Consider the following 25017-nt stretch of genomic DNA (forward strand, 5'->3'; position numbering starts at 1 on the left):
AAAAGCTATTTGGTTAGTTTGGCTTTAATAGAGCCAAAGTCAGCTTGTTCTGTTTAACCAAAAAGGACCGTTATGCCCGAATCGGCATAACGGTCCCTTTTCAATTAATGCTTGCGAACTACCTGACTTCTTTTAAACATCCCATTAGTGATGATGCCGTTGTTTTCCAGCATTCCGCTGGTGATTAACGTTCTTTTTGGTTGAATTAGTAGTAATCTTTGTGGTTGCAGTTTGCGGAGCAGTTTCGGTTGGCTTAACTGCGTCCGAAGCGTCTGCATTGTCCAAATCTACTGGACCAGCTGGTTTAATAATCTTTGGAGGATTCTTTTTCATCTCTTCATGAATTTGAGCCCGGATACGCGGACGGTAGAAGTTGATTAGTAATGTTTGGATACATGCGAATACTCCACCAACCGCAAAGTAAAGTCCTAACCCAGCAGGCGTAGAGAAGGTGAAGAACAAAATCATTAACGGACTAATGACCATCATTGACCGCATCGTCTTGCGTTGTTCTTCAGGAACCCCAAGTGTTCCAAGCCAGCCTTGCAGGAGGTAAACCAAGAATGAAATTATGGACAATAACAAACTTGATTTGGAAAGGTCAATTCCTAAGAAAATTCCCTGGTGCAATTCAGGAGAATATTGAATTGCGGCGTATAAAGCAGCAAATACTGGGAATTGAATTAACAGTGGCAAGCAACCGATCCCGCCAGTCATGCTAATGTTGTTATCCCGGTATAAAGCCATCATTTCTTGGCTGACCGCAGCTTTTTCTTCCGGCGTTTTAGCAGTTTGATTACGCTCTTGGAGTACTTTTAGCTGAGGTTGGATGTAAGACATCTTTTCTTGTTGAACGGTTGCCTTACGGGACTGGTTAACCATCAGTGGTAATAAAATCAACCGAACTACAAAGGTGATTAAGATGATTGCTAAACCATAACTCCCGCCAACTAAATGGGAGAGGTAGTCCATGAAGTGTTGCATTGGAACTGCTAAATTGTCATAGATAAAGCCATAAGGGTGGCCATGGCTGTCGCGTTGAACACAACCGCTTAAGACCAGTCCTAGCCCGGCAATTAAACTAATTGTCGAGATTCGTTTTATTTTTTTCATAATCTGCGTATGGTTCCCTTCTTACTTATAAATACTAGAAATACACAAGGGTAACTATACTTGATTTTGCCCGCTTTTTCAACGTACTTTAGTATTTAACTAAAAACTCGCGAGCCTGAAACGACGGAATTTCCTTGACCACTAATTTATCCACCCGCCCAGAAGGAGAAGGAGATGCTTTAACCCCTTGAATAAATTGCTTTAAGATCTCATTTGGTCCTTGAGCCTCAATTTCTACCGAACCGTCGAGACTATTTTTGACCCAACCGGTAATTTTCAGTTGATCCGCAAGGTGTTTGGTCATAAAACGAAAACCGACTCCCTGAACGCGGCCGACCACGTGCATGTGAACTGCTTGCATAACGTTCATCCCTTTCGTCGTTAACTTACAACTATAATTTTATCATTTTCAACTAGCTAAGCTAGTTATTAGCACGTATATCAATTTGCCAAGCTTAATGATAATATAAAAATGGCGTAAGTGTGTTATACTTACAATTGGTAAGGAGATTAGATAATGTTAGAAAAGATTTCTTCTGTAAAAAATTCCAAGGTAAAGGAATGGGTAAAGCTAAAGACTAATAATGGTCGCAAGAAGTACCGCCGTTTCTTTTTAGAAGGGCGTCATCCGGTAGAAACGGCGCTCGTTGAAGAACGTCAGTACGAGTATTTAATTGTGGAGGAGGGATTTGACCTAGCAAGCTTAGAAGCTAACGTTGACGAAGATAAGTTAATTGTGGTTACTAAAGAAGTGTCTAAGCACATTGCCGATACGGTACATGAGCAGGGAATCTTTTTGATTGGTTACGTGGAGGATGCGGTTTACGAAATGCCTAATGACACGACGGGGCAATGGCTGTTGTTAGATAACGTCCAAGATCCTGGAAACATTGGGACAATGGTGCGAACTGCTGACGCGGCCGGATTTACTGGCGTGATTTTTGGGAGCGGAACCGCTGACTTTTACAATCCGAAGATTCTACGGGCTATGCAAGGCAGCCAGTACCATTTACAATTAAAGCGGCTTAACCTACAAAAGTGGATTGAGGCTTGCCATCAAGCTCATCAAGCCGTTTACGGTTCTATTTTAGACGAGCATGCCCAAAGTTACCGAGACATCGATGCTCCAAAAGATTTTTCCTTAATCATGGGTAACGAGGGGAACGGGATGAGCCCTGAATTAGTTAAGGCTACCGATTGCAACCTTTACATTCCCATCAAGGGGAATGCTGAGTCCTTGAACGTGGCCGTAGCGGCGGGAGTTTTAATGTTTGGTTTAGTTAGTTAAGGTTTGGTTACATTTTCGGTTAATTTGCGTAAATGGCTTGATTAAAAAAAGTTTGCAGTTAATATTAGAGTAACTAACTAGCCAAAAGGAGCTTTAGATGAAGGTATTGGATTGGGAAAATGATGCACAATATTTAGATTTAGTCGGCGATTTACTTGAAACAGACGAAGTACAACGATTGAAAAACTATACGCAGCATCATAACGGAACCCGGTTGGATCATTGTATCCGGGTATCCTATGAAAGTTATTTATTGGCAAAAAAATTCCATTTAGACGTTCGCTCCACAGCGCGGGCGGGGTTATTGCACGATCTGTTTTACTATGATTGGCGGACGACCAAGTTTACGCTTGGTACCCATGCATTTATCCATCCCCGGGTTGCTTTACGAAATGCCGAAAAAATTACTACTTTAAATGACAAAGAAAAAGACATTATTTTAAAGCATATGTGGGGAGCTACAATTGCCCGTCCTAAGTATGCAGAAAGCAGCATTGTCTCTCTTGTAGACGATGCCCAAGCAGTAAGTGAATATACGGACCACGTTCGGAAAAACTTGCGGCTTAAATTATTAGAGTATAAAAATAAAGTGATTAAGTTGATTTAGTTAAAGAGGTTTTTGATATGCAAAATGTACACCAAAAAACACCAACTGATTTTGAACTTTGTCCAAAGTTTGAACACCTATTTGATATTTTAGGAAAGAAATGGAACGGTTTGATTTTAGAAGTGCTGACCAGTGCCGGTCCACAACGTTTTCGAGACCTATCACGTTCGGTAACGAAGTGTAGTGACCGGGTGTTGGTTGAGCGGTTAAAGAATTTGGAAGAAGAAGGATTGGTTGAACGATGTACCTATCAGGATTCTTCCTTAATTGAGTACCGCTTAACTGAAGAAGGCGAAGGGCTCCGGCCAGTCTTAGAAGCCGCGCATAAGTTTGCGGATTGTTGGTACTAATTGACTATTGACCTCGGCGAGGATTTTAGTTAAAGTAGCTAAGTGAATACAATATCAAGCTAGAAGAGTAGTAGCCGGTTGAGATTAGTAGCCAGAGAAGAAGGGAAAGCTGAGAACCTTCGATACTAGTTGCGGTGAATTCGCTTCGTTTTAGAATAGGCGGGTCGGCCACCCTTATGGGGCTAACCAAGTGTGCAAGTAATTGCAAACAAGGGTGGTACCGCGTTTAAAACGTCCCTTTTTTAGGGGGCGTTTTTTCTTTGCAGAAAGGTGGAAAGATTATGGGTTTACAGGACAAGTTAAAAGAACTAGAAGAAAAGGGCCTACAAGAAATTAAGGTCACGGATGAGTTATCAAAGTTAAATAAAATCCGGGTTAACTTATTAGGAAAAAAGGGACCGTTGACGGAAATCTTACGGGGGATGCGCGATTTAAGTAAGGAAGAACGGCCTAAAGTGGGCCAATACGCTAACCAAATTCGTGATAACTTAAAGGAACAAATTGAAGCTCGAAAGGCGGAGTTAGAACAAGCAGCCCTCGACCGGCAATTAGCTAGCGAAACACTTGACGTAACTTTGCCAGGTTCACCCGTTCGCCAGGGCCAACCGCACGTTATCCAACAAATCATTGATAACTTGGAAGACCTCTTCTTAGGAATGGGTTACCAGATTGTGGAAGGTCCCGAAGTGGAATTGGATCGCTACAACTTTGAGATGTTAAATTTGCCTAAGGACCATCCGGCACGCGATATGCAGGATACTTTTTACCTCACTGACGAAGTCTTAATGCGTTCGCAAACTTCTCCAGTACAAGCCCGGACAATGGAAAAGCATGACTTTAGTATGGGACCGCTAAAAATGATTTCTCCAGGCGTGGTTTACCGGCGGGATACGGACGATGCAACTCATTCGCATCAATTCCACCAAATCGAAGGATTGGTAATTGATAAAAACATTACCATGGGTGATTTGAAGGGGACATTGATTACGATGGCAAAGGAACTATTTGGCGATCGTTTTGAAGTTCGCCTGCGTCCTAGTTACTTTCCATTCACCGAACCATCGGTAGAAGCAGACGTAACGTGCTTTAACTGCATGGGCAAGGGTTGTTCAGTTTGCAAAAATACCGGTTGGATTGAAGTGCTCGGTGCCGGAATGGTTCATCCTAACGTGCTTAAGATGGCCGGCGTCGATCCTGAAGAATACGGCGGGTTTGCCTTTGGATTAGGTCCCGACCGATTTGCAATGTTGCGTTATGGAGTTGACGACATTCGGAACTTCTATTTAAACGACGTAAGATTTTTATCCCAGTTTGACAAGCGAGGTTAGTTAACAATGAAACTTTCATATCAATGGTTATCCAAGTATTTGGATTTAAGCAACATCGAACCGCAAGATTTAGCTGAAAAAATTGAGCGGACTGCCGTGGAAGTCGATTCGGTTACGCGGTTAGATTATAAATTAAAGAAAATTGTGGTGGGCCACACTTTGGAAGTGGTTGATCACCCAGATTCAGACCACTTACATATTTGCCAAGTTGACGTTGGCGAAGAAGAACCAATCCAAATTGTTTGTGGTGCGCCTAACATTGCTGCGGATCAAGACGTCATCGTGGCGTTACACGGTTCACGAATTAAAGACAACGTTAAGATCAAACGCAGTAAAATGCGGGGTGTCCCTTCAAACGGAATGATTTGCGCATTGCAAGAAATTGGTTTTCCGGATAGCGTGGTTCCTAAGAAGTACGTAGATGGCATTTACGTTTTCCCAGCTGATAGTAACGTTCATCCTGGTGATTCTGTCATGGAAGTTTTAGGGATGAATGATGACGTCATCGATACTTCTGTAACTCCTAACCGGGGGGACATGTTCAGTATGAACGGAAACGCTCATGAAATCGCGGCCATTTTAGACCAAACGGCTCAGTTTGAGGCGGTTCCCGAAGTAACCAGCGTGACGGATGCAAAACTAAGTGACCAAATTAAAGTTGAGATTGCTGATGATCAACTTGCTCCGGTATATAAAATGCGTGGTATTGACCAAGTAAAGGTAACTGACAGCCCATTTTGGCTCCAAACCCTTTTAATGAAGGTCGGTATTCGACCAATCAATAACGTAGTGGACGTTACTAACTACGTAATGTTGAAGTATGGTCAACCATTGCATGCATACGACCTCGACCAATTGCAAGGCAAGACGGTGGGCGTTGCTAAAGCTGAAGCGGACACCTCATTTACCACCCTTGATGGCGAAGAACGACAGCTCCGTGACGAAGATTTAGTAGTAACTGCAGATGGCCAACCAATTGCCTTAGCAGGGGTAATGGGCGGCTTGACTTCGGAAGTGGAACCTACTACCAGTCGGGTTGTGCTAGAAGCAGCTATTTTTGATCCGATCAAGGTTCGTAAGACCGCTCGTTTCCATAACTTGCACAGCGAAGCTTCGATGCGGTTTGAACGGGGGATTGATTACGGTGCCGTAACGGATGCGTTGAACGAGGCAGTTGCCTTGATTAGTGAATTTGGTAAGGGCCAAGCCTATCCGGATGAAGTCGTGGGCGCTGCAACCACTAAAGAACCAGCCAAGGTAGCAATTACGTTGGCTAAAATTAACCGGGTGTTGGGAACTACTCTAACGATTAGTGAAGTCGAAGCAATTTTTGCACGGCTTGGTTTTGCCGTAACCACTGATGAAAATGCGGAAACGTTTGAAGTAACCGTGCCAGTACGCCGTTGGGACATTCATTTACAAGCTGATCTTTTAGAAGAAATCGCCCGGATTTACGGTTATGATAACCTGCCTGTAACGCTACCAACCGGAGCTCCAACGGTGGGTCAATTAACCGAAAAGCAAAAAATCATGCGGAATTCACGGCAGATTTTAGAAGGGCTTGGTTTAACTCAAGCAATGAGTTATGGCTTAACTACGGTTGCCAAGAGTCAAAACTTCTTAAAGCAAACGACTGAACCAGTTAAGGTAGCTTGGCCAATGACCTTGGATCACGAAGCTTTACGGATGAATTTAGTTAGTGGGCTGTTAGACGACGTTGCTTACAATCACGCGCGCTTTGTTGACGACGTGGCGCTATATGAACAAGGGCGGGTCTTTTATTCAGTTGAAGGACAAGCTCAACCGCGAGAAGTGGAACATTTAGCAGGAGCAATTACCGGATCCTTACAAGCAACGACTTGGAACCAACCGCAACAAAACGTTTCCTTCTTTGATGCCAAGGGAATTGTAGAAAAGTACCTCCAAAACATGGCGTTAGAAGGCCAGATTAAATACGTTGCTGACCAAGATCGCAAGGGAATGCACCCGGGTAGAACTGCGGACATTTACTTAGACGATCAGCTTATTGGATTTGTTGGTCAAGTTCACCCAACTACTGCGCAAGAATACAAGATCAACGAAACGTACGTATTTGAATTGAACTTAAGTAAAATTATTGATGCACCAAAGCAAATGCAACATTACGAAGTGATTTCCAAATATCCAGCAATTACCCGTGACGTGGCATTACTAGTGGCTGAAGAGGTTACTAACGAACAAGTATTGGACGTTATTCAAGGTACCAAGCAAAAATACCTAACGGACGTTAAATTATTTGACGTTTATGCTGGAAATCATTTAGATGCGGGAACTAAATCGCTCGCCTACCAATTGACCTATCAAGATCGAAATGCTACTTTACAAGAGGATACCGTTAACCAGGAATTTGCGAAGGTAGTTGAACAATTAGAAACCCAATTAGGAGCAACAATTCGCTAAGGATTACAACTTGGTGACTTTAATGCACATTAAGGGATGATTTTGTATAATTACCAGTATTGTAAACGATAGGAGAATGAAATCTTGAATAATAACAGCAACGATTCTAATCAAAGTCGGCGGAGGCGGACTGATAATAGTCACGCTAATAAAAACAGTCATCAAATTATCAAGTGGGTAATTAGTATTTTGGCGGTAGTAATTATTATTACTACCTTCATGGGCTACCGGTACTATAGCTCTTCACTTAAACCATTAAACCCGCAAAGTAATAAACAGATTGAAGTGAACATTCCGATTGGTTCAACCGCTCGGGAAGTTGGCTCAATCTTGGAAAAGAAGCAGGTGGTTAAAAGCGGAGCCGTCTTTAACTATTACACGAAAAAGCAAAAGTTGAATAATTTTCAAGCTGGCTACTACGTTTTAAAGCCTTCGATGACTTTAAAGCAAATCGCTACTAAACTTGAAAAGGGCGGAGCGGCTGAACCAATTGCGCTAAACGGACCGCGGATCTTAATTAAAGAAGGCGAAAACATTGATCAAATTGCCAATTCAATCGCCAAAGATTCGAAATACTTTACTAAAAAAGACTTCTTGAAGCTGATGAAGGATGAAAGTTTCATCAAGCAGTTAGCTAAGAAGTACCCTAAGTTGTTAGGTTCTGCAATGGATGCGCAGGGCGTTCGTTACCGTTTGGAAGGTTATCTTTTCCCGGCTAATTATTCAGTTAGCAAGGATACCAGTCTAAAAGACGTGGTCACCCAAATGGTTGCAAAAGAAGATGCCGTACTCCAACCTTACTACGGCAAAATCAAGGAAAAGGGCTTAACTGTCCAACAAACCTTGAGCATTGCGTCCTTAGTAGAAATGGAAGGTAGTAAAGCTAGCGACCGGACTAAGATTGCGGGCGTATTTTTGAACCGGATTAAACAAGGTGAAACACTCGGTTCTGACGTTTCGACCCGATATGCCGTAAAGAAATCGGCTACGGAAAATCTAACTGCATCGGATTTAGCAAACCCAAGCCCATATAACACCCGGGTAAGCACCGGTTACATGCCTGGTCCGGTTGATAATCCAGGCGAAAACTCGATTTTGTCAGTAATTAATGCTGATACTAAAGATGGATACCTATACTTCTTTGCGGTAACTAAGAAGACTGGTGGCCATAAAGTTGGCGACGTCTTGTTCTATAAGGACTTTGATAAGTTTAATAATGACGTGGCAAAATACAATCCGGAAGGTAAATAGTGAGGAATTAGATTAATGAGTACGAAAAATAGTCCAATTATTATTGGGGTAACCGGAGGATCTGGAAGCGGGAAAACAACCGTTAGTAAGAAAATTCTTGAACAACTTGATGGACACTCAATTTCAATTATCCAACAGGATTCTTATTATAAGGATCAAGCGGGAATGACTATGGAAGAGCGGCGTGCGGTTAACTATGACCATCCGTTAGCTTTTGATTCAGATTTGTTGTATCAACATTTGAAAATGCTCAAACAGCGACAAGCGATTGACGTTCCGGTTTACGATTATACGATTTCAACCCGAAGTCCCGAGGTGATTCATCAGGAACCTACGGACGTGGTCATCTTAGAAGGAATTTTGATTTTAAGTGACGAACGCATTCGTGATATGCTGGATATCAAGGTTTACGTCGATACGGATGACGACATTCGGATTATTCGGCGTATTGAGCGAGATACCCAGGAACGGGGGCGCTCCCTAGAATCAATCATTACCCAGTATTTAACCGGGGTTAAACCGATGTATCATCAATTCATTGAACCAACTAAACGCTATGCTGATCTTATCGTTCCCGAAGGTGGGGAAAATAGCGTAGCAATTGATTTGTTAGTAACCAAAGTTCGCGATATTCTTGCACATGCAGGTCGCGACCGACAATATAATAAATAATTTTTGAGGTGAAAGAATGGCAGACGAAAAAAGATATCCAATGACTTTGGATGGTAAGCAAAAGTTAGAAGAAGAGTTAGAAACTTTAAAAACGGAAACTCGGCCACAAGTAATCGAACGGATTAAGATCGCCCGTAGCTTTGGAGATTTATCTGAAAACTCAGAATATGAATCAGCTAAGGACGAACAAAGCATGGTGGAAAGCCGAATTAACACGATTGAACACATGCTTCACTATGCTGAAATTATCGATGACGAAGCGATTGATAGTAACGAAGTTTCCCTAGGCCGGGTTGTAGAGTTCCAAGAACTTCCTGATGAAGAACCCGAAGAATACACCATCGTGGGTGCTGCTGAAGCAGATCCGATGTCTGGTAAGATTTCAAATGATTCACCAATTGCTAAGGGATTGTTAGGTAAGAAGGTTGGCGACGTAGTCACAATCGCTACACCAGGCGGCGATATGAAGGTAAAGATTTTGACTGTTAAGAGTGCGGAGTAGTTTTTAAACTTTCAATATATCAATGATAAAAAAGGACTAAATCTTGAGGTGTTACTCAGATTTAGTCCTTTTTAGTTAGTTTTTTATTATTAACTTAACTAGGAAAATAAAAGGGAGATTAGGGTCCTTGTGAATTCTAATCTCCTTTGTTTTATTTATTTACGCCGCGATTTTTGCCACCACAGTTTGATTAGTAAACCTAACCAACCCAGAAGGGTGATGATAGTTCCCATTCCTAGTAAAGGAGGGTAATAAGTGAGTTTCCATTGGTGGGTGCCTGACGAAATTTTGTCTGCACTACCCAAGAAGTGGTTGGCAACTTTTTGGGTGGCAACCGCATGGCCATCTGCTTTTAAGTGCCAGCCCGGACTATATGGGATCGAGGTAAACAGATACGGCCGCTTTGTAGTTGCCTTAAGCTTTCCCGTAACCACGTTGCCGTTAGCTTGTACATCCGTAAGCTGGTTATTTTGTGCAACGTGATCTAACTGTTTAAATTTAGCAAAATCAAGTTGATAAATTCCAAAATCAGACACTAATAGGGTCGATTTCTTTAGCACAATTTGAATTCGCACCCGCTTGCCGCGACTATGGTCGGCAACTGACAAAACAATTGGATGGTCGTAGTCAATGTCTTCGGTAATGCGTTGGTTATTAACGAAAATGTCGGCATTATGATAGTTCATCTGGCTGCCAGCGGTAATGTAGAGCGGATCGTCAGTTTGAGGAACCACTTCAAAAGTAACCGAGGCACCCTTATTTAGTTTTTGTTTATTAAGCACTGCGTTCCGGACGTCAGCCGAGGTGCTGACGTTGGAATAATAAATTTGTGCAGTGTTGGTGAGATCGTCAAAGAGGTTGACCTTACTTTGGCCACCCAACGCGGTCATAATTGTATTTTGGTACTCTAACGGACGGTAGGCTGGTAACTGGTTGGTAACTGGTTGTGAAGTCATCGCCCCTAAACTAATTGCGTAAGGGTTACGGTAATTATTCGCATACCGAGTTTTATCAAAGTAATCATAACGCTGTAAAATATCGTGCCGGACGCTCCGGGTTAAAAACGGATTTTTCTTAGGCTGGGCGTCAACGAGCGACCAGGAACGAAAATCTAAAAATGCGTCTGATAGTAAAGTTCCGTTCATATAGGTAATGTTTCCCGAAGTGGTCGGTTGGCCTAAATCCGCCATGGCCTCTAGGGAATTAGTTTCTAAGTTAGAATTAAAACTAGCTCCACTGTTAAAGCCTAACTGAATGGGATCGTTTTTTGCCCGAAAGTAATTAGTACCAATCCGCTGAAAATCTGCGGGATGTTTTTGGATTTGGCGGAGAGCTTTCCGCGCTGCGACACTATAAGTTTGAAATTCACTTTGACTAACGTAGCTGATGCGGTTTAAAGACCAAACGGCATTAATTCCAACGTCGAGGACCATTAATCCAAGCATAATCGAACGCAACGCCGGGTTGGAATTTGTACTCTGTAAGCCAACCCATAGTAGCAAAGCAGCTATGAAAAGGATTCCGCCTAAAATTAATTGGTCGTTAGATAAAAAGTCTTGCGATTTTTGCAAGAACTGGATACCTGCCAGTAGGATTAAACATAGTCCTAGTAGACTAGTGACCAGCGGGGCTAATAGCTTATTTTGGAGAGGATAAAGCATCCCCCAAAAGGCAAGCATCATCATCCAAAAGCTAAAGATAAAGCTGAATCGGTAAGCATACCACCACGGAAACTGCATTGCGTGCCAAAGTAAATCTAGTGGTGACCAGCAAAATGACAGCAAGAAGATTGCGGTGATTGCCAAGGCACTTAGGCGTTGAGAAAGTTTAATTTGGCGGTTAAAGAAGTAGGCGATTACCGCAATTAAAATTACCATCCCGACGTAAATGTTTGGAAGTCCCTCGGACATTTGTTTAAAACTAAAGGTTCCTGGAAATAGCTTTAAAACCATCTTGAGCGGATTATATTCAAATTTCCACTGCAAGGTGTTTTCAGTGTAGTTAGCCTTTCCGTGCAAAAGTGCCCACAAAGTCGGCATCCAGGTCACCGCAGAAAAGATTCCCACTGCCAGCCAAGCCTGCACAAAGGACCATGCCTTACGCCAATTGAGGCGGGGACTGCGCCACAGAAAATACATCACCGTAAAAATTCCAATCATGTACGCAAAGTAATAGTTAATAATTACCATGGCGGTCATGCTAATTACAAACAATTTAAGCTTGCGATCGGCGATAATTTGGTCGATTCCCATAATAATCAGTGGCAATAAAATTGGGGCATCAAGCCAAAAAAGGTTGAGCTGGTTTGCAATTGAAAAGGCCATTAAACTATAGGAAGTAGCAAAACCTGCCACACTAAGTCGGTTGGGATTTCGTCCAAGACTTCGTGCAAGGTGATGCAAATAAAGCGCTGCGGTTAAGCCTGCCAAAGCATACTTGACTAGGGTAACGATTAGGATTCCGGTAGTAATACTTTCCTTTTTAAAGAAAAGCAGTATTAAATTAGTTGGGCTTAATAAATAGTAGGCCCAAGTGCCGAACATATCACTCCCGAGACCGTTGCTAAAGGAGTAAAAAAGTTGACCCGGGTGTCCTAAAATAGTTTGCCGAAAATATTCGTAAAAAGCGACGTATTGCTGGCCCATATCCACGGTTAGTAAGCTCGAGCTACCAAATGGAGCAAAGCCCCGGTAAATAAAGTAGGTGAGCATTACTAAAGCGGGAATACAGCTACTGAGCAATAAATCACGTTTTTGGTTATTAATTTGCATAAAGATCCCCCAAGCAATTTATTAATAGTATTAGGATAGCATAAAACATCTTTAAGACTTTACTAATCAGTTAGTGAAGTGGCATATTTTCTGGTAGAATAAACGAAGTGATTTAACTAAGGAGTAATATGTGGACATGAAAAATCCGAAGAAAAAATTTCGGCGGCAAAAAAGTGAATTACCGTTTCGGTTAAATTTAATCTTTTTTGGTGTCTTTGCGTTATTGTTATTATTGATTGGCCAATTAGGCTATTTACAAATTTTGTACGGCTCAAAGCTCCAAGCCGAGGTTAACCGTTCGGATAACATGGTAGAAACCGAAAATGTACAACGCGGGATGATTTATGATTCCACGGGTAAGGTTTTAGTGGGAAATAAGGCGCACCAAGCGGTTTCTTATACTAAGAATATGAACGTTCTACCGCAGGATATGTACGACGTAGCTAATAAGTTAAGCAAGTATTTAACGGTTGAAAAAAATGACCTTACTTCAACTGATATTGCGAACTATCTTTTAGCTGACAGTAAAAATAGTAAAGCGTACGCGCAAAAAATTCCTAACCGGGAAAACCTTTCTAGTAAGGCATTGCAAGAAAAAGAGATTGCCGCGGTCAAAAAGGATCACGTTGAACTGACTGCTCGGCAAAAGAATGCCGCGCGAATCTATAAAACCATTAGCGGAGCTTACCAGTTATCGACGGTTTACATTAAGGAGACTGATTTAACCAGCGAGGAACTATCTCAAATTGGGGAACACTTGTCAGAGATGCCGGGAGTTAAGATCACTACTAGTTGGACCCGAAACTATCCTGCTGGCGATGATGTAAAGTCGTTTGCCGGAACGGTTAGCAGCTCCAAAGTCGGACTTCCTAGCGATGAAGTGAACACCCTCTTGGCGGAAGGCTACGCCCGTAATGATCGTGTCGGGCAAAGTTACCTTGAAAAACGTTATGAACCAGTACTAAAAGGTACCAAGTCGCAGACTTCTGTGGAAGTTAGTTCGGGCAACCAAGTGGTGAAACGGGTGCAAAAGTACGCAGGTAAGAAGGGTGATAACCTAGTTTTATCAATCAACTCTAAGTTCCAAGAAGAAGTACAAAAGATCATGAAGGAAGCTTCCCAAAATGCGGGCGGTGAGTCAACCGGCGGTTACGCGGTGGTAATGAATCCGAAAACCGGGGCGGTAATTGCCTTGGCCGGAGTAGATCGCGATCCGTCAACCGGTAAAATCACCGATAACGCCCTCGGAACTATTAACGAGCCAATTGTAATGGGATCGGTGGTCAAAGGTGCCATGGTTTCCGGAGCCTTAATGGACGGGGTAATTACTCCAAAAGACAATACCATGATTGATAAGCCAATTAAGTTGGCGGGAACGGGCTCAAAGAGTTCGTGGTTCAACAGTACGGGTAGTGCGAACATGCCGGTTGACGTATCGACCGCGCTAGAAGTTTCTTCAAACTCCTACATGATGCAATTAGCCATGAAGGAGGGCGGTTTCAAGTACAAAGAAGGTGCAGGATTAGCTGGGATGAATCCGACCGTGTTTAACAAAATGCGGGGATACTTTGAACAGTTTGGTCTCGGAGTAAAGACTGGAATTGATATTCCAGGGGAATCGGCAGGTTATAAAGGACCTTCGAGTGCGGCAGACATTGGTAAGGCGTTAGACCTCTCCTTTGGAAACTACGATGCTTACACCACAATTCAAATTGCCCAGTACATGTCGACGATTGCTAACGGAGGGTATCGAATTGCTCCTCACGTGGTGGAACAAATCCGAAGCAGTCGTTCAAATGGTAAGCTAGGGGCAGTACAAAGCACCACCACCCCGCAAGTGTTGAATTACATCGACATGAGCAAGGAAGAAAAGAAAATGGTTACGGACGGACTATATAAGGTAGTGCACGGTACCAATAAATATAAAACCGGGGGACCGCTTGCAAGTATTTCACCAGGAATCTCGGCTAAAACTGGTACGGCGCAGACCACTACTAATGGGAAATCAACGGTAACGTTATCCTTAGCTTCTTTTGCACCTTCTAACGATCCGCAAGTCGTCGTGGCATTGGCATTGCCAGGGTTGAGTACCTCTAGTGAAGCTGATAACATGAACGCGGCTAAAAAGATTTACGAAGCTTACTGGAAAGACGTCCAATCGAAGTCTTCCTTAGAAAACCCAACGAAGGCGACTAAAGAATCGGCTGCGCAAAACTTAAATGGGTAATTTATTGAATTCATTATGGAAAAAATATGTAAATCGTGGTAGCATGTATAATGCTAGTGGATTTTAGAATTCAAATATATATAATTAATGGAGGTCATTCCAATGCGTGTACACATTACTTTAGAATGTACTGAATGCCATAACCGTCAATACTTGTCATCAAAGAACAAGCGTAACAATCCAGATCGTTTGGAATTAAACAAGTATTGCCCACGTGAACGCAAGGTTACATTACACAAAGAAACTAAATAATAATTAAGGCTAGGGGCCCCAAGTTGGAGGTTGCTGGTCTTTTTTATTACAAGTTCACCGAATCAGGAGGAAGAGGCTCGTGGATAAAAAACAATTTCGGCAATGTCAGATAGAACGGTTGCGACAGTTGTCTCCGGATGTTAAGGCTAAGCTAGAAGAGCAAATTATGGAACGGTTCTTTGAACAAACTGCGGTCAGCACGGCAAAAAACGTAGCAATTACGTTAAGTCAAAAATTTGAGCTAAACACGGCCCCCATTATCCGAAGCCTGCAAGAGCGCAAGATTTCAGTGTTGGTTCCTAAAACTTTTGAAAATCGACGGATGGAGTTTGTTCCGTTAACCTCCGAGACCCAGTTGGCACCCCAGGCCTTTGGCATTTTAGAGCCCGTGGGCGGGGTTCCGGTTGCACCCACAGCTCTTGACTTGATTGTGGTCCCGGGGCTAGCTTACGAGCAAACAGGCGGTAATCGTTTAGGATTTGGCGGAGGATACTACGATCGTTATTTAAAACGGGCTCCGCAAGCACATAAAATTGTGTTAGCATTTAATCAGCAAGTTTATCCTGCTGCTCACTGGCCGGTAGATCAATTTGACGTGACGATGGATCTAATTATTACCGAGCAAGGGGTTCAATTTAAAAACGAACGGATAAGATAGAATGGACAAAACAAAAATTAATTTGAAAAACTTTTTTGCCGGACCTTTCATGACGATTACTTTAGTTGCGTTGAACGTGTTAGTTTACCTATGGCTAACCTTAGCAGGCGGATCAACTGATCTGACGGTTTTGGTAACTCATGGAGCCATGGTGCCAGCCATGATTAAAGATGGTGCCGGATGGGCAAGCTTGTTTACTTCCATGTTTGTGCACATCGGTTTTGAGCACTTGTTATTTAACATGATCACGCTTTATTTTATTGGACGCTTACTGGAACAGGTAATTGGTCACGGACGTTTTCTATTAATTTATTTGCTTTCCGGAATTTTTGCCAACGTAGTTAGTTTAGCGTTTGCTGCACCAAATAGTATTTCAGCAGGGGCTAGCGGGGCCATTTTTGGGATTATTGGTGTCTGGATAATGATGGCTGAGCAATACCGAAACTATCCTTTTTTAGCCGGAATGGGCCGCCAAATGCTGATTTTTAGTGCGTTGGGAATCGTTAGCGGAATGTTTGGTACAAATATTGATATTTTCGCCCACCTAGGCGGGCTAGTCGCTGGCTTTCTACTAGGTTACGGGTTTAGCTTCCCCAATTTAGGCAAAGTACCCCTAAAGAAAAGACTTGGTAGCGGGGTCCTTCTACTAATTTTATTGGGAGTATTTGTGAAATTAGCGTTTACATTATAGCGATAATTTGGTAAATTAGTTGAGATGGTATTATGAAAACACTTTATGATGTGCAACAACTTTTAAAGCAATTTGGTGTCTTTGTTTACGTTGGTAAACGCAAGTGGGATATTGAATTGATGAGCATTGAACTGAAAAATTTGTATAAAGCGGGGGTAATTGACCAGCCGACTTTTGCAAAAGCTCAATTAGTTTTACGGCACGAGCACCATATTGAAGAAGTTAGAGATCATAAGCAAAAAAATGGAGGTTTTTTAGACTAATGGAACGGAAATTAATTGGGGTTGACCTTGGTGGAACAACAATCAAGTTTGCTATTTTAACTGAGGATGGCGAGATCCAACAAAAATGGAGCGTAGAAACGAACGTCCTTGATGAAGGTTCTCACATTGTCCCGGACATTATTGAATCCATTAATCACCACATTGATCTTTACAAGATGAGCAAGGATCAATTTATTGGAATCGGTATGGGTACTCCTGGAACCGTTGATCGTCAACGCGGAACGGTAATTGGTGCATTTAACCTAAATTGGAAAGAAACCCAAAACGTCAAGGAAGAAATTGAAAAAGGCACGGGCATTAAGTTTGCAATTGACAACGACGCAAACGTGGCTGGCTTGGGTGAACGCTGGAAAGGTGCCGGAGAAAACGGTGACGACGTGGCGTTTGTTACCCTTGGTACCGGAATTGGTGGCGGTTTGATCGCTGGTGGTCAACTGTTACATGGGAAGGCCGGCGCAGCTGGAGAAATCGGACATGTAACGGTTGATCCAGAAGGCTACTTATGTACTTGTGGTAAGCGCGGTTGCTTAGAACAATACGCTAGTGCTACTGGTGTTGTACATGTAGCTCGGGACATGGCCGAAGAATTTTCTGGCGATTCTGAATTGAAACGCCAAACGGATGATGGGCAAGACATCACTTCTAAGCTAGTGTTTGATTTGGCAAAGGAAGGCGACGTTTTAGCATTGCGCGTAGTTGATCGCGTTTGCTACATGCTCGGTTTGGCACTTGGTAACTTAGCAAATACGCTAAATCCTGAAAGCATTGTAATTGGCGGTGGTGTTTCAGCAGCTGGTGAATTCTTGTTAGATCGGGTTCGCGATAACTTTGAAAAATTTGCATTCTCTACCGTGCGTTCTTCAACCCAATTGAAGCTTGCTCGTTTGGGTAACGACGCGGGGGTAATCGGCGCTGCTTCATTAGCGCGGGTATTTGCTTAATATATAGAATTTTGGAGATGAATAAAACATGGTAGCTGCAGCAGCAAGTAATTCGAGTGGATTTTGGATCAATACCGTAATCATTATCTTAATCATTGCCTACTTACTTTATCAACTATATATGTATTGGAAGCGGGGCAAGATTGCAACCCAATTGGATAATGAAGCTTTTCGAGCGGGGATGCGCAAGGCTCAAGTGATTGACGTGCGTGAAAAGAAAGAGTTTGATGCCGGTCATATTTTAGGTGCGCGGAACATCCCTTATTCCCAAATGAAAAGTCGGACGCAAGAGTTACGCCCTGATTTACCAGTTTATTTATACGATCAAGGCCGGACGTTTAGTGGACGGGCAGCAATGCTTTTGTCAAAACGCGGCTTTAAACAACTATATATTTTGAAATATGGTTACCAACGTTGGGATGGAAAAACTAAAAAGGCTAAATATTAAAAAGAGATTGGGTTAAAATGGAATTAACCCAATCTCTTTTTGTATACTGGTGCCAACTTAAGGTTAGCAATGTTTTTAAAACGAATTAACCGTTTTGGGCCGCGTGCCGTTTACGCTCTGCGCGTCGCCGATTTTCTTCAGCACGGTTTTCGATTTCTTCGACAGGCTCCACGACTACCTTATGAAAGGTGTACACTGCACCTGCAATGGCACCAAGAGTTGATACGGATCCAAAAAGGAATCCCTTAACAAATTTACCCATGTAATTCAGCTCCTTATTTAGGTTACCCTAATTATGCGCTGAATTGCCCAAAAATACCAGAAATAGATCTAGGAGAATGTTATGTTGACGCAAGTAATCGCCCACCGGGGCAGTAAGGGTGTTCGACCTGAAAATACACTAGCAGCCTTTAAAAAAGCAATTGAAGAGGGTGCAGATGGAATCGAAACGGACGTACACTTATCTAAAGATGGTGAAATGGTGATCATTCATGATGAGACTGTTGACCGCACCACTAACGGAACGGGCCGCGTATTTGACCATACTTTAGCTGAGTTAAAGCAGCTAAGCGCTGGAGGCTCCTTTAGCGGAAGGTACCAAAACGAGAAAATCCCTACATTGCAAGAAGTGGTCGACTTACTAATTGCGGAACGATATACCGGAATCTTTAATCTGGAACTGAAGACCGACAAATTTAAGTATCCTGGGATTGAACAAAAAGTGTTTAGTTTTTTTAAGGATCTCGACTACCCGTTCGAGCTAGTGTATTCGAGTTTTAACCCGGAAACATTAGTTACAATGCATACTTTACAGCCAGACGTAGAGATGGCTAGTTTGTTCAAATTTAACGCAAAGGCAGCTCGCAAGTTGACGCACCGTAAGGTAATTCAAAATTGGCACCCTAGTATGGCTTGGGTTCGGGGTCATCGTTTTCTTCTAGGAAAACGACGTTTACGTCCTTGGACAATTAACGTGGAAAGTGATTTAAGATTTTGCTTTCAAAAGGGCTTTTTAGGCGTGATTACGGATTATCCGACCCGTGCATTACAAGTCCGGGCAACTATTCAAGGAGGATGAGATGCAAAAAGTTTTAGCAATTGTGGGTCCTACGGCAGTTGGCAAAACCAGCCTGTCCGTCGAGTTGGCTAAACGCTGGAATGGTGAAATTATTTCTGGTGATTCAATGCAGGTATACCAACGACTTGATATCGGCACGGCAAAGATTACCCCTGAAGAAATGCAGGGAATTCCTCACCATTTAATTAACGTGCGGACGGTTCAAGAACGTTTTACCGCCGCTGATTTTAAAAATACGGCTTCGCAGTTAATTAAAGAAATTAACGGAAGAAACCGATTGCCAATTATTGTGGGGGGGACCGGATTTTATTTGCAAGCGTTATTGAACGACTTACAGCTGGGGACCACTAATGAAGATCGACAACAGGTTGAAAAAGTTCGGGCGGCATTAAATCAACAGGAGGACGATGCACTCCGGCAACAATTGAAAAAGGTCGACCCGACAAGTTACGTGAATATTGATTTGAATAATCGTCGACGGGTGATTAGGGCTTTGGAAGTCTACCAAACGACGGGGCAAAAATTTTCTGAACAGACTAAATCACGGGGTGAGTTAGCCTATGATGCATTCCTGATCGGGTTAAATACGGAACGGGCAAAGCTGTATGAACGGATTAACCAACGGGTGGAGATAATGTTGGAACAAGGTTTAGAAGCTGAAGCCCGCTGGTTGTTCAAACAGCCGGAGGCCCCTCAGGCGGTCAAGGGAATTGGTTATCGTGAATGGCCGGCATATTTTGCGGGTGAACAACCTTACTCAACCACGGTGGCTCAAATTCAAAAAGATTCGCGGCATTACGCTAAACGACAATTAACCTGGTTCCGGAACCAGATGGACGTAAATTGGTTTGATATTATTCAAAAACCAGATGAAAAACAAATAATTAATCAAGAAATTGAGGAGTGGTTAGTGAAATGAAGAGTTGGAAAGACCAATATAAACCGGAAGTACAAAAATTAATTACCGAAGTTGAACAACAAATTCAGCCTAAATTAAATGAAATTGATGATCAAGTGACTTACAATCAGCAAAAAGTTTTGAACGCTTTTCAAAAAGAACGGGTTGCTGAGGAGAATTTAAACGGGGCTACCGGGTACGGTTATAACGATATGGGTCGGGACGCTTTAGACCAGGTTTATGCAGACGTATTCCAGACCGAGGATGCCTTAGTCCGACCACAATTTGTTTCGGGAACCCACACGATTAGTACGGCTTTTTTTGGAATGCTGCGGCCTAATGATAAATTATTGTACCTAACTGGAATGCCATATGACACCATTCAAGAAGTAATTGGGATTACTGGTGAAGCTGGCCGAGGTTCGTTGAAAGATTTTCAAATTGATTTTGATTACGTACCGTTGTTAGCTGACGGAAAAGTTGACTTTGAGGGAATGCAAACGAAAATGACTCCCGATGTCAAAGTAGTGGCCATCCAACGTTCCCGGGGATACGATAGCCGAGCAAGTTTCACGGTTACCGAAATTGAAGCAATGGTTAAACAGGTTCGTAAAGTTGCTCCAGACGTAACCATCTTTGTAGATAACTGTTATGGGGAATTTTCTGAAATTATCGAGCCAACCGAAGTCGGGGTTGACGTAATGGTAGGATCGCTAATTAAAAATGCCGGAGGCGGCATCGCGCAAACTGGTGGATACGTAGTTGGGCGCAGGGACCTCATTGAAAAAATTGCTAGCCGTCTTACTAACGTTGGATCGGGCAAAGAAGAAGGGGCGACCTTAGAAAACTTGCGCCGGATGTTCCAAGGATTTTTCATGGCTCCAGCGGTCACTGGAGCAGCCATTAAAGGTGCTATTTTTGAAAGTGCCATTCTTGAAAAGTGTGGCCTCCAAGTGGATCCAAAGTGGAATGATGCGCGGACAGACTTGATTCAGACCATTAATTTTGGAAAGCCAGAACCAATGATCAAATTTGCTAAACAAATTCAAAAGAATTCCCCAATTGATTCTTACGTTGATCCAGAACCATCCGTGATGGCCGGCTACGAAGATAAGGTGATTATGGCAGCGGGAACCTTTGTACAGGGTGCTAGCATTGAATTTTCTGCAGATGGCCCGTTACGAGCGCCATATACGTTATATTTACAAGGTGGGTTAACCTACGCACACGTAAAAGTGGCGATTGCAAAGGCCGTGGAAGCAACTTTTTTTAGTTGATGTTAGAAAACCTGACATGATTCTTGACGGGCAGATTTTCAATTGGTAGAATAAGCTCAATATTAAAGGAGTTATTGGTATGAGTGAAAAAGAGCTCCGTCGTTCACTGTCAGTTTTACCAATTGGTACAGTTATGAAACTGACATCGCTAACTGCGCGACAAATTCGGTATTATGAACAACACCAACTGGTATTTCCGGACCGGAGCGAAGGCAATCGACGATTATTTTCCTTAAACGATGTGGATCGTTTGCTGGAAATTAAGGATTACCTAGCAGACGGTTTAAACATCGCTGAAGTAAAAGAGCAGTTTGCTCGGCAAGCCGAAGCGCGAAAACGTTCGATTTCGGATAGCCAGATGCGCAAAATTTTGCGCGACGAATTATTGCAAACGGGACGCTTGACCGACGATGATGGCCCAACTTTCCCAATTAAACGAATTTAATAAAAAAATAAGTGGGGCGGACATACAATTATGGCAAAGAAAAATTATACACCAGCAGATATACGACAAATGGCAAAGGATAACAACGTACAATTTTTGCGGTTAATGTTCACGGATCTCTTCGGGGTGATTAAAAACGTCGAAGTTCCAATTAGCCAGTTAGACAAATTGCTGGAAAATAAGTTAATGTTTGACGGCTCTTCAATTGATGGCTTTGTCCGGATTGAAGAAAGTGATATGTACTTGTACCCAGATCTTTCTACCTGGATGGTCTTTCCATGGGGAAGTGAACACGGAAAAGTTGCTCGAATCATTTGCGAAGTGTATACAAGCGATCGTAAACCGTTTGCTGGGGATCCGCGTAATAACTTGATCCGCGCCCTCCAAGACATGAAGGACGAAGGGTTTACCGATTTTAACATCGGACCTGAACCAGAGTTCTTCCTCTTGAAGTTAGACGAAAATGGTAAACCAACGACGCACCTCAATGACCAAGGAAGTTACTTTGACTTGGCGCCGGTTGACTTAGGAGAAAACTGTCGGCGGGATATCGTGCTAGAACTTGAAAATATGGGATTTGATGTGGAAGCTTCCCATCACGAAGTGGCACCCGGCCAACACGAAATCGATTTTAAGTATGCCGATGCGCTAACTGCGGCAGATAACATTCAAACCTTCAAGTTAGTGGTTAAGACTGTCGCACGGAAGTATAATTTACACGCAACCTTCATGCCTAAACCACTCGACGGAATCAACGGTTCGGGAATGCATTTAAACATGTCGCTTTTCAATAAAGAAGGCAACGCCTTTTATGATGAAAAAGGTGAGTTGCAACTTTCCCAAAAAGCCTACTGGTTCTTAGGAGGGCTGTTAAAACATGCTCGGAGTTACACGGCAGTTTGCAACCCCATCGTTAATTCGTACAAACGTTTAGTACCTGGCTATGAAGCTCCCGTTTACGTGGCTTGGTCAGGTTCTAACCGCTCCCCATTGATTCGAGTTCCTTCCAGCAAGGGATTATCGACACGCTTTGAAGTGCGTAGCGTTGATCCGTCAGCTAACCCATATTTGGCGATTGCTGCCGTCCTCGAAGCGGGACTGGACGGAATTCGCAACCAAATTGAACCAGATGATTCGGTTGATCGAAACATCTACCGGATGAACGTTCAAGAACGTCACGAAGAACACATTCAAGATTTACCTTCTACATTGCATAACGCTCTTAAGGAATTTGAAAAGGACGATGTGATGAGAAAGGCGCTGGGCGACCATATTTTCCAAAGTTTCTTGGAAGCTAAGAAATTAGAATGGGCTTCGTATCGTCAAGAAGTTACCCAATGGGAACGGGATCAGTATTTGGAAATGTTCTAAAAATCAATTAAAATAACCGTTTGATTGCCATACCTGACTAATGGAACAAATTCAATGCGGAATCGCAGGCTTTAAGATAATTTGTAAACAGCATTCTGGCTTTTGCTTCATCGGTGATGAACTAAAAGATCGCCTAAGAATTCTTAAATTCTTGGGCGATTTTTTTATTTACTGCAATTTTCATTTTGGTTAAGGTACTGTTTTCGCGTATGAAACGGTTTTAAAACTTATTTTTGAAGTTTGTTTAAATTTGGTGACTAAACGCTTTATTTATTTGAAATTTTTTTGTAACATTAAGTCAGAAATAGAGAATGGAGCGGATATCATGGCAGATGAACGTAAGAACCACGGGCAATCTAGTGGGGAGATTTTAATTTCCCAACTAAGGGTAAAGGATCAATACATAAACGACTTAGCGCAAGCGATTGATCAACATGATGATTTACAGGTTTACCAACTTTTAGAGCCGGTACGTTATCGTGAGGAAATTGACCAGGGCTTCGATTTGAAGTATGGGGAGCATCCGTTTGAACTTGTTCGGGATCAACGTGCTGAACTAGCGCATTACCTAAGTGATAATTTAATTGATTACCTGATTCAAAAGTTTCCATTTTTCTACTATCGTGAGGTAGAAAAGGGGCAATTTATCGTCTTCTTTGGAAATTGGTGGGACCGGCGCCAAATTGGGACGCTCGATTCTTTAAACATTGAATTGGCACTGGATGAAGATAAGTTGAGTCAATTGGAAAAAGCGTTACAAGCTGAAGAAGCTGGCGAAAGTTTAAACGGTGACCAAATTGCTGAACTTTCTGCTGACAACGTTAGGTTACAAAAATTAATTGATGGCCAAGCTGAATTAGAGAAGAAAAAAGAAGAGTTGCTGCAACAACAAAGTGACCTGGCTGAAAAGGGTGGCTTATTTGAGTCAGCAAAGGTAAAAGAAGAGCGGCAACAATTAAAAGACGACTTAGCTAAGGTCGAAGAAGAAATTCAAACTGCTAACCAAGCTCCAAGTAAGATTCGGGAACAACAAAAACAAATTTTGGCATTGTCCAAAGAAGACACCATGCTTGGATTGGAGACGGCGGCTTTAAAGAAGAGCTTTACGAGTTTTAAAGAATTCCATGAATTAACGCAAAACCTTTACCATAACTACCTTATGGATCTATTAGACGAAGGGCAGGTAAAGTCTAATGGATAAGCAAAAAACACAACAAACCAATACCAAAGCCACTAACGAATTCAAACAGAACATGTTAAAGGTTCAAGACGAATTAAATGAAGGACTCAAGAAGGGTCAACACTATGCGGAGTTAATGCAAGTGTTAACTACCACTACCGATCCAGAAGAGCTACTGAGTGCAACTCGGCAATTAGCTAATTTTGAAGTGGATACGGCAGCGGTGGTCTTTCCAAAAAAGTTTGCAGCTAGTGACTACTACCTGATTTTTATGTCACGGTTGCTTGAGCTAAACGGATTGACGAACCAATTTCGTTCCGTAATGACTGAGGCTGGTGGGCATCCGGTTATGCACCACCAATGGCCAGGTACTGAACAGACTTTCCGGTTTGAAAAAAATGGTGAGCACTTAGCGTATGTTGAACAAACTAGCCACCAAATTATTTTTAGGTTGGACTTAGAAAAGCAGACCATGAGCTTTGATACTGAAACCATTAATAATTTATACTTCTTATCCGGCTCTGAAACTGATCCGCAGTCCGCGTTGAAAAAACAGGTTGCTTCTTTTATCAAGTTTGGCCAACTACTTGAAAAGGATTATAATTTCCAAGTTGACTTCAACATGTTTGATGCTCGCAACGAAAAGACTTACGTTTTTGAAGGTACCGGTTTGGACAGTAGTATTCTTGATGAATTGTTTGTATCTGCGGCACAGAACCATTACATTTTATACAATGCGGATGAATTTTTAGGCGCATTCTTGCGTTTGAAATCTAACGTAATGCTAACTATTTTTGAAATGAGTGCCTCCGACCATCAGTGGGCGATGCGCGTTCAAGATCAAGAAGAGCAATATTCTTTATTTGATGTTTTGAAAGACTACGCCTTCTTAAATGATTGGTATGTTAATAACATTGGCGATTTAAAATTAAAAATGATACTTTAA

At 42.4% G+C, this 25017-nt stretch carries 26 protein-coding genes; 22 read left to right on the top strand and 4 right to left on the bottom strand.

Translation table 11 applies throughout. The features are described 5' to 3' along the window. Positions 1-144 precede the first annotated feature (144 nt). Entirely contained in the window at positions 145-1113 is a 969-nt protein-coding gene (gene yidC / locus HMPREF0623_RS00900) for a membrane protein insertase YidC (protein ID WP_004165688.1), read from the bottom strand. A gap of 88 nt (positions 1114-1201) precedes the next feature. Then, the gene (locus tag HMPREF0623_RS00905; protein ID WP_002831410.1) at positions 1202-1474 is read right to left on the bottom strand and encodes an acylphosphatase; all 273 of its coding nucleotides are present in this window, start codon (positions 1472-1474) and stop codon (positions 1202-1204) included. A 156-nt stretch (positions 1475-1630) separates the two neighbouring features. Between HMPREF0623_RS00905 and HMPREF0623_RS00910 the strand changes: the two genes are divergently transcribed. From HMPREF0623_RS00910 to greA, 8 genes are all read left to right on the top strand, one after another. Then, on the top strand, positions 1631-2401 hold the full coding sequence (locus tag HMPREF0623_RS00910; RefSeq protein ID WP_002831411.1) for a TrmH family RNA methyltransferase: 771 nt from the start codon (positions 1631-1633) through the stop codon (positions 2399-2401). A 97-nt stretch (positions 2402-2498) separates the two neighbouring features. Then, positions 2499-3008 carry an HD domain-containing protein gene (locus HMPREF0623_RS00915; RefSeq protein WP_002831412.1) on the top strand — a complete coding sequence of 170 codons (510 nt, stop codon included), beginning with the start codon at positions 2499-2501 and terminating at the stop codon, positions 3006-3008. 17 nt (positions 3009-3025) lie between these two features. After that, a complete protein-coding gene (locus tag HMPREF0623_RS00920) occupies positions 3026-3358 on the top strand; it encodes a winged helix-turn-helix transcriptional regulator (RefSeq protein WP_004165691.1) in 333 nt (110 codons plus the stop codon). A gap of 281 nt (positions 3359-3639) precedes the next feature. Then, complete coding sequence (gene pheS, locus HMPREF0623_RS00925; RefSeq protein ID WP_036671187.1) at positions 3640-4686, top strand: phenylalanine--tRNA ligase subunit alpha; 1047 nt, start codon at positions 3640-3642, stop codon at positions 4684-4686. Between the two features lie 6 nt (positions 4687-4692). After that, positions 4693-7125: a phenylalanine--tRNA ligase subunit beta gene (pheT, locus tag HMPREF0623_RS00930; RefSeq protein ID WP_004165694.1), complete on the top strand. Its 2433-nt coding sequence runs from the start codon at positions 4693-4695 to the stop codon at positions 7123-7125. Positions 7126-7209: 84 nt separating this feature from the next. Then, on the top strand, positions 7210-8376 hold the full coding sequence (mltG, locus tag HMPREF0623_RS00935; protein WP_002831418.1) for an endolytic transglycosylase MltG: 1167 nt from the start codon (positions 7210-7212) through the stop codon (positions 8374-8376). A gap of 15 nt (positions 8377-8391) precedes the next feature. Continuing rightward, a complete protein-coding gene (gene udk / locus HMPREF0623_RS00940; protein ID WP_002831419.1) occupies positions 8392-9048 on the top strand; it encodes a uridine kinase in 657 nt (218 codons plus the stop codon). Positions 9049-9064: 16 nt separating this feature from the next. Beyond that, a complete protein-coding gene (gene greA, locus HMPREF0623_RS00945; protein WP_002831420.1) occupies positions 9065-9550 on the top strand; it encodes a transcription elongation factor GreA in 486 nt (161 codons plus the stop codon). A 155-nt stretch (positions 9551-9705) separates the two neighbouring features. On the opposite strand, the gene HMPREF0623_RS00950 is transcribed toward greA, so the two are convergent. Further along, the gene (locus HMPREF0623_RS00950) at positions 9706-12321 is read right to left on the bottom strand and encodes a YfhO family protein (protein ID WP_004165695.1); all 2616 of its coding nucleotides are present in this window, start codon (positions 12319-12321) and stop codon (positions 9706-9708) included. 136 nt (positions 12322-12457) lie between these two features. Here HMPREF0623_RS00950 and HMPREF0623_RS00955 point away from each other — a divergent pair, with 136 nt between their 5' ends. The 7 genes from HMPREF0623_RS00955 (at position 12458) to HMPREF0623_RS00980 (ending at position 17822) form a co-directional block, all read left to right on the top strand. Further along, positions 12458-14548: a peptidoglycan D,D-transpeptidase FtsI family protein gene (locus tag HMPREF0623_RS00955; protein ID WP_002831423.1), complete on the top strand. Its 2091-nt coding sequence runs from the start codon at positions 12458-12460 to the stop codon at positions 14546-14548. 102 nt (positions 14549-14650) lie between these two features. Then, positions 14651-14800, top strand: a complete 150-nt coding sequence (gene rpmG / locus HMPREF0623_RS09310; RefSeq protein WP_004165222.1) for a 50S ribosomal protein L33 — start codon at positions 14651-14653, stop codon at positions 14798-14800. A 79-nt stretch (positions 14801-14879) separates the two neighbouring features. Beyond that, the gene (locus tag HMPREF0623_RS00960) at positions 14880-15458 is read left to right on the top strand and encodes a 5-formyltetrahydrofolate cyclo-ligase (protein WP_002831425.1); all 579 of its coding nucleotides are present in this window, start codon (positions 14880-14882) and stop codon (positions 15456-15458) included. A 1-nt stretch (position 15459) separates the two neighbouring features. Next, on the top strand, positions 15460-16149 hold the full coding sequence (locus HMPREF0623_RS00965; protein ID WP_002831426.1) for a rhomboid family intramembrane serine protease: 690 nt from the start codon (positions 15460-15462) through the stop codon (positions 16147-16149). 32 nt (positions 16150-16181) lie between these two features. Beyond that, on the top strand, positions 16182-16412 hold the full coding sequence (locus HMPREF0623_RS00970; RefSeq protein ID WP_002831428.1) for a YqgQ family protein: 231 nt from the start codon (positions 16182-16184) through the stop codon (positions 16410-16412). Beyond that, on the top strand, positions 16412-17374 hold the full coding sequence (locus tag HMPREF0623_RS00975) for an ROK family glucokinase (protein WP_002831430.1): 963 nt from the start codon (positions 16412-16414) through the stop codon (positions 17372-17374). The genes HMPREF0623_RS00970 and HMPREF0623_RS00975 overlap by 1 nt, the downstream gene beginning before the upstream one ends. Positions 17375-17402: 28 nt before the next feature. Then, positions 17403-17822, top strand: a complete 420-nt coding sequence (locus HMPREF0623_RS00980) for a rhodanese-like domain-containing protein (RefSeq protein ID WP_002831431.1) — start codon at positions 17403-17405, stop codon at positions 17820-17822. Between the two features lie 85 nt (positions 17823-17907). Here HMPREF0623_RS00980 and HMPREF0623_RS09315 read toward each other — a convergent pair whose 3' ends face one another. Further along, positions 17908-18084, bottom strand: a complete 177-nt coding sequence (locus HMPREF0623_RS09315; RefSeq protein WP_002831433.1) for a DUF3042 family protein — start codon at positions 18082-18084, stop codon at positions 17908-17910. A gap of 81 nt (positions 18085-18165) precedes the next feature. Between HMPREF0623_RS09315 and HMPREF0623_RS00985 the strand changes: the two genes are divergently transcribed. The 7 genes from HMPREF0623_RS00985 (at position 18166) to HMPREF0623_RS01015 (ending at position 25017) form a co-directional block, all read left to right on the top strand. Next, entirely contained in the window at positions 18166-18900 is a 735-nt protein-coding gene (locus tag HMPREF0623_RS00985; protein ID WP_002831434.1) for a glycerophosphodiester phosphodiesterase, read from the top strand. A 1-nt stretch (position 18901) separates the two neighbouring features. Beyond that, positions 18902-19819, top strand: coding sequence for a tRNA (adenosine(37)-N6)-dimethylallyltransferase MiaA (gene miaA / locus HMPREF0623_RS00990; protein WP_004165698.1), 918 nt, complete (start codon positions 18902-18904; stop codon positions 19817-19819). Beyond that, complete coding sequence (locus tag HMPREF0623_RS00995; protein ID WP_004165699.1) at positions 19816-21075, top strand: methionine gamma-lyase family protein; 1260 nt, start codon at positions 19816-19818, stop codon at positions 21073-21075. Before miaA ends, HMPREF0623_RS00995 begins: the two co-directional genes overlap by 4 nt. A 79-nt stretch (positions 21076-21154) precedes the next feature. Next, on the top strand, positions 21155-21520 hold the full coding sequence (locus HMPREF0623_RS01000) for a MerR family transcriptional regulator (RefSeq protein WP_004165215.1): 366 nt from the start codon (positions 21155-21157) through the stop codon (positions 21518-21520). A 30-nt stretch (positions 21521-21550) separates the two neighbouring features. Continuing rightward, positions 21551-22891 (top strand): type I glutamate--ammonia ligase, encoded by a 1341-nt coding sequence (gene glnA, locus HMPREF0623_RS01005; RefSeq protein ID WP_002831440.1) that lies wholly within the window; start codon positions 21551-21553, stop codon positions 22889-22891. Positions 22892-23216: 325 nt separating this feature from the next. Next, positions 23217-24092, top strand: a complete 876-nt coding sequence (locus tag HMPREF0623_RS01010; RefSeq protein ID WP_002831441.1) for a hypothetical protein — start codon at positions 23217-23219, stop codon at positions 24090-24092. Next, positions 24085-25017: a hypothetical protein gene (locus HMPREF0623_RS01015; protein WP_004165702.1), complete on the top strand. Its 933-nt coding sequence runs from the start codon at positions 24085-24087 to the stop codon at positions 25015-25017. Before HMPREF0623_RS01010 ends, HMPREF0623_RS01015 begins: the two co-directional genes overlap by 8 nt.

Origin of the sequence: Pediococcus acidilactici DSM 20284 (assembly GCF_000146325.1) — a bacterium.
GTDB lineage: Bacteria > Bacillota > Bacilli > Lactobacillales > Lactobacillaceae > Pediococcus > Pediococcus acidilactici.

Coding starts and splice junctions, on each gene's coding strand:
- HMPREF0623_RS01010 (WP_002831441.1), top strand. CDS start 23,217: ATGGCAGATGAACGTAAGAACCACGGGCAATCTAGTGGGGAGATTTTA.
- HMPREF0623_RS01015 (WP_004165702.1), top strand. CDS start 24,085: ATGGATAAGCAAAAAACACAACAAACCAATACCAAAGCCACTAACGAA.
- HMPREF0623_RS00955 (WP_002831423.1), top strand. CDS start 12,458: ATGAAAAATCCGAAGAAAAAATTTCGGCGGCAAAAAAGTGAATTACCG.
- HMPREF0623_RS00970 (WP_002831428.1), top strand. CDS start 16,182: ATGAAAACACTTTATGATGTGCAACAACTTTTAAAGCAATTTGGTGTC.
- HMPREF0623_RS09315 (WP_002831433.1), bottom strand. CDS start 18,084: ATGGGTAAATTTGTTAAGGGATTCCTTTTTGGATCCGTATCAACTCTT.
- udk (WP_002831419.1), top strand. CDS start 8,392: ATGAGTACGAAAAATAGTCCAATTATTATTGGGGTAACCGGAGGATCT.
- rpmG (WP_004165222.1), top strand. CDS start 14,651: ATGCGTGTACACATTACTTTAGAATGTACTGAATGCCATAACCGTCAA.
- HMPREF0623_RS01000 (WP_004165215.1), top strand. CDS start 21,155: ATGAGTGAAAAAGAGCTCCGTCGTTCACTGTCAGTTTTACCAATTGGT.
- miaA (WP_004165698.1), top strand. CDS start 18,902: ATGCAAAAAGTTTTAGCAATTGTGGGTCCTACGGCAGTTGGCAAAACC.
- HMPREF0623_RS00910 (WP_002831411.1), top strand. CDS start 1,631: ATGTTAGAAAAGATTTCTTCTGTAAAAAATTCCAAGGTAAAGGAATGG.
- HMPREF0623_RS00905 (WP_002831410.1), bottom strand. CDS start 1,474: ATGCAAGCAGTTCACATGCACGTGGTCGGCCGCGTTCAGGGAGTCGGT.
- HMPREF0623_RS00920 (WP_004165691.1), top strand. CDS start 3,026: ATGCAAAATGTACACCAAAAAACACCAACTGATTTTGAACTTTGTCCA.
- yidC (WP_004165688.1), bottom strand. CDS start 1,113: ATGAAAAAAATAAAACGAATCTCGACAATTAGTTTAATTGCCGGGCTA.
- HMPREF0623_RS00965 (WP_002831426.1), top strand. CDS start 15,460: ATGGACAAAACAAAAATTAATTTGAAAAACTTTTTTGCCGGACCTTTC.
- HMPREF0623_RS00915 (WP_002831412.1), top strand. CDS start 2,499: ATGAAGGTATTGGATTGGGAAAATGATGCACAATATTTAGATTTAGTC.
- HMPREF0623_RS00975 (WP_002831430.1), top strand. CDS start 16,412: ATGGAACGGAAATTAATTGGGGTTGACCTTGGTGGAACAACAATCAAG.
- greA (WP_002831420.1), top strand. CDS start 9,065: ATGGCAGACGAAAAAAGATATCCAATGACTTTGGATGGTAAGCAAAAG.
- HMPREF0623_RS00995 (WP_004165699.1), top strand. CDS start 19,816: ATGAAGAGTTGGAAAGACCAATATAAACCGGAAGTACAAAAATTAATT.
- pheS (WP_036671187.1), top strand. CDS start 3,640: ATGGGTTTACAGGACAAGTTAAAAGAACTAGAAGAAAAGGGCCTACAA.
- HMPREF0623_RS00980 (WP_002831431.1), top strand. CDS start 17,403: ATGGTAGCTGCAGCAGCAAGTAATTCGAGTGGATTTTGGATCAATACC.
- pheT (WP_004165694.1), top strand. CDS start 4,693: ATGAAACTTTCATATCAATGGTTATCCAAGTATTTGGATTTAAGCAAC.
- HMPREF0623_RS00985 (WP_002831434.1), top strand. CDS start 18,166: ATGTTGACGCAAGTAATCGCCCACCGGGGCAGTAAGGGTGTTCGACCT.
- glnA (WP_002831440.1), top strand. CDS start 21,551: ATGGCAAAGAAAAATTATACACCAGCAGATATACGACAAATGGCAAAG.
- HMPREF0623_RS00950 (WP_004165695.1), bottom strand. CDS start 12,321: ATGCAAATTAATAACCAAAAACGTGATTTATTGCTCAGTAGCTGTATT.